Annotated in this window: 2 protein-coding genes; both read left to right on the forward strand. The window is 43.5% G+C overall.

Translation table 11 applies throughout. From position 1 onward, the window contains the following. The first annotated feature begins 134 nt into the window (after positions 1-134). Positions 135-3290 carry an efflux RND transporter permease subunit gene (locus AB4496_RS12950; protein ID WP_102258337.1) on the forward strand — a complete coding sequence of 1052 codons (3156 nt, stop codon included), beginning with the start codon at positions 135-137 and terminating at the stop codon, positions 3288-3290. Further along, positions 3280-3472 (forward strand): response regulator (locus AB4496_RS12955; RefSeq protein ID WP_372131101.1); only part of this gene is annotated, 193 nt, incomplete at its 3' end. The genes AB4496_RS12950 and AB4496_RS12955, both read left to right, overlap by 11 nt.

Raw genomic sequence — 3472 nt, forward strand, 5'->3', positions numbered from 1 at the left:
GTCCAGCTACGTGGAGGGAATGCAAGTATTAGCACTTTCGGATAGCTCTCACGCAGACGACACGGAAAAACTCGCATTAAATCGGAGCCTCCCGACTCCTGCCTCTGGGGATAAATCACTTAAAGAGGTGAATGATGGACAATAACCTAAAAACTCATGGCGTTATCGCATGGTTTGTTCACAATCCTGTTGCTGCAAATCTTTTAATGGTTTTGATCATAGTCGCGGGTGGTTTTTCGGTTATCCAATCACGGGTAGAAAGCTTCCCCTCACTCCCCCCAACCAATATTACGGTAAGTGTCGAATATCAAAGTGGCTCAGCCCGCTCGGCTGAAGAAAGCATTGCGATAAAAATAGAAGATTCATTGTTAGGTGTAGAAGGCATCAAACAGATACACAGCAGTGCAAATAGTGACGGTGCAACGGTAACCATCACTAAGTCGAGTGGCTATTCACTCGACAAACTGCAACAAGATGTAAAAAGTGTGGTTGATGCTATTGGCGATTTACCTAGCGAAGCAAAAAAACCTGTGATCACGCGTCAAGCCGACCTTGAAGAGGTAGTTTCAATTAACCTGTTTGGTGACGTGCCTATCGGTGCATTACAGCGTTATTTAGACGAGTTACGACACAAGCTCCTAAACTCTCCTTTGATACAAAAGGTTGATTACATTGGCCGAAAATCTCAGCAGGTCTCGATTGAAATTGACGAGGCAAAATTGCAAGCTTTCAGTCTCACGATGGAGCAAATTGTCAGCCAAATTAGAGCAGAATCATTAACCCAAACGGCCGGCCAGCTCAAAGGTTCTCAAGGGACGTTAGTTCTTAAAGCGGACCAGCAACACCGAAGCGCGAAAGAGTTCGCTTCGCTGCCAATTAAACGCACAGCAACAGGGCAAACCATACTCTTGTCCGACGTGGCACATATTGAATTAGGATTTGACGACGACGGCATCATTACTCGTTATAACGGCCATCCATCAGTGGGATTAAAGGTGAAAATGTATGGTCAATCAAACATCAACCAGCTAGCCAAAGAGACCAAATCCATCGTTGATGCTTACCAATTGACTCTGCCGAACGGTATCCACCTGACCCAATGGAATGATCAAAGTGAGCCGATTAAAAACCGTTTATCTTTGCTACTTAAGAACAGTGCTCAAGGTATCGCTCTCGTTGTTATTTTACTGGCTCTGCTCTTAAACATACGTGTGGCTTTCTGGGTTGCCGTTGGCCTACCTGTTACGTTTGCCGGCGCAATGGTCCTTATGGGAGATTCTTTCTTTGGACTCACCCTTAATGAATTAACCACCTTTGGCTTCATCATGGCCCTCGGAATTGTTGTTGATGATGCAGTCGTCATTGGTGAAAGTATTTACGAACAAAGAGAGAAACACGGAGCTTCCGTTGAGTCGACCATCGCTGGCGCGCAAAAAGTTGCAACACCAACCACATTTGGTGTGTTGACGACCATCGTCGCTTTTATGTCTCTCAGCTTAATCGAAGGGGAACTCGGTAAAATCTTTGCGCAATTTGCCATGGCTGCAACTTTCTGTCTGATTTTCTCACTCATTGAGTCCAAATTAATTCTCCCAGCTCACCTTGCCCGAGTCAAAATGGAACCGACTTCAGCATGGGGTATTCCTGCCGTATGGCACTATATTCAACAGCGTGTTCTACGTGGTTTCAAATACATCACTTGGCATCTCTACAAACCCTGTTTACAACTGGCTATACGCTACCGTTATGCTGTAATTTGTGGCTTTTTTTCCCTGTGTATTCTAGTTGGTGGTTCGCTAATAACCGGCAAACTTAAGTCGGTATTTTTCCCGGAGATTTCTACTAACTTCATCACGATCGAGCTCGCATTCGAAGATGATACTGGCTACGGATTAGTACAACGTGAAACACTTAAAGTTGAACAAATGGCGGCATCATTGAATGATTCGTTGGTGAAGCAATATGCGCTGTCTGTACCACCAATCCAAAGTGTATTGGTAGAAACCACCAATAACAGTTCGCAAATCATTGTTGGCCTTTCGAGCAACACTCAACGCCCAATCAGCGCGGGTGCTATCGCTAAAGAATGGCAATCCATGGTCCCAACACTTGAAGGCATAGACAGCGCCAATTTCTTAGCCGATATGATCAGCGATAAAGCAATAAGCATAGAATTAAGAAGTCAAAATGAAGCAACGATCAGCAACGCAACTCGCGAACTCACTGAGCATCTCAGTAATGTACAAGGTGTGCATGGCATAAAAAGTAGCCTCGCGAATACACAAGCCCAAGTTGATATTAAAGTTAACGAAATGGGGCTAACCATGGGGCTTACTACATCGAACCTCTTACAACAACTCAACATGGCCTATCAAGGTTATGAAGTGCAGCAATTTCAAGAAGGTTCGCATGAAATAAAGGTCAAAATTCAGTATCCGCGGGCAAAAAGACAAACACTGGATAATCTCAAATACGCACAAATTCGCTTGGGCAATGGTAAGTTAGTACCACTCAATGCGGTAGCCAATATATCGACTCGATATGTGTCCAAAAACATTGAACGAATGAATCGTAACAGAGTCAATGTGATATCAGCTGATGTTGATAAAACTATCGCCTCTCCAGAAGAGATCATTGATAAGCTAGATAGCGACCTGTTTAAAAGGTTACAGAATAAGTATCGTGACCTAAACATTGTCCTTTCTGGACAGCAACAAGAGCAGGAACAAATATCAAATTCACTGTATAGCGTGTTTGCTATCGCTCTTATCGGCATCTACGCATTGCTTGCAATACCACTCAATTCATATTTCCAGCCACTGCTGATCATGTGCACAATTCCATTTGGTATTGTGGGCGCCTTGATGGGACACTTAATCCAAGGGATACCCATCAGTATACTTTCTCTGTTTGGAATGCTTGCATTAACCGGGGTCGTCGTGAATGATAGCCTCTTACTGATCTCACGCTTTAATACCAAGATAATGAGTGGTGATACCGTGTACGAGGCGTTAATTGAATCAGGAACAGGACGCTTAAGGGCTATTGTGCTGACTTCTGCAACCACGTATTTTGGCTTAGTGCCCTTACTGTCAGAGACCTCTCCTCAAGCTCAGTTTTTAATACCAGCAGCTACGTCAATGGGGTATGGAATCTTATTCGCAACGGTAATAACACTTCTTTTGGTACCCGTATTGCTAATGGTTCAGCAAGATATCAAGCAGCTGTTTCACAACATAATTACCCAAAGATCCGCTTCTTTAACTGGGGTTAAGAAAAATGAAATCTAACTTATCTATCAACGTGTTATTAGTTGAAGATGACAAGGAGCTCGCCGCTTCTGTTGCAGAGTTTCTCGAATTTGAAAACATCAAATGCGATCATGCTTACAACGGGTTAAGCGGTTTTACACTCGCAAAACAAAACTACTATGACGTTATTCTTCTTGACCTAATGTTACCTAAAATAGATG

This window comes from Vibrio sp. 10N.222.46.A1, assembly GCF_041473595.1.
Lineage (GTDB): Bacteria > Pseudomonadota > Gammaproteobacteria > Enterobacterales > Vibrionaceae > Vibrio > Vibrio tasmaniensis_A.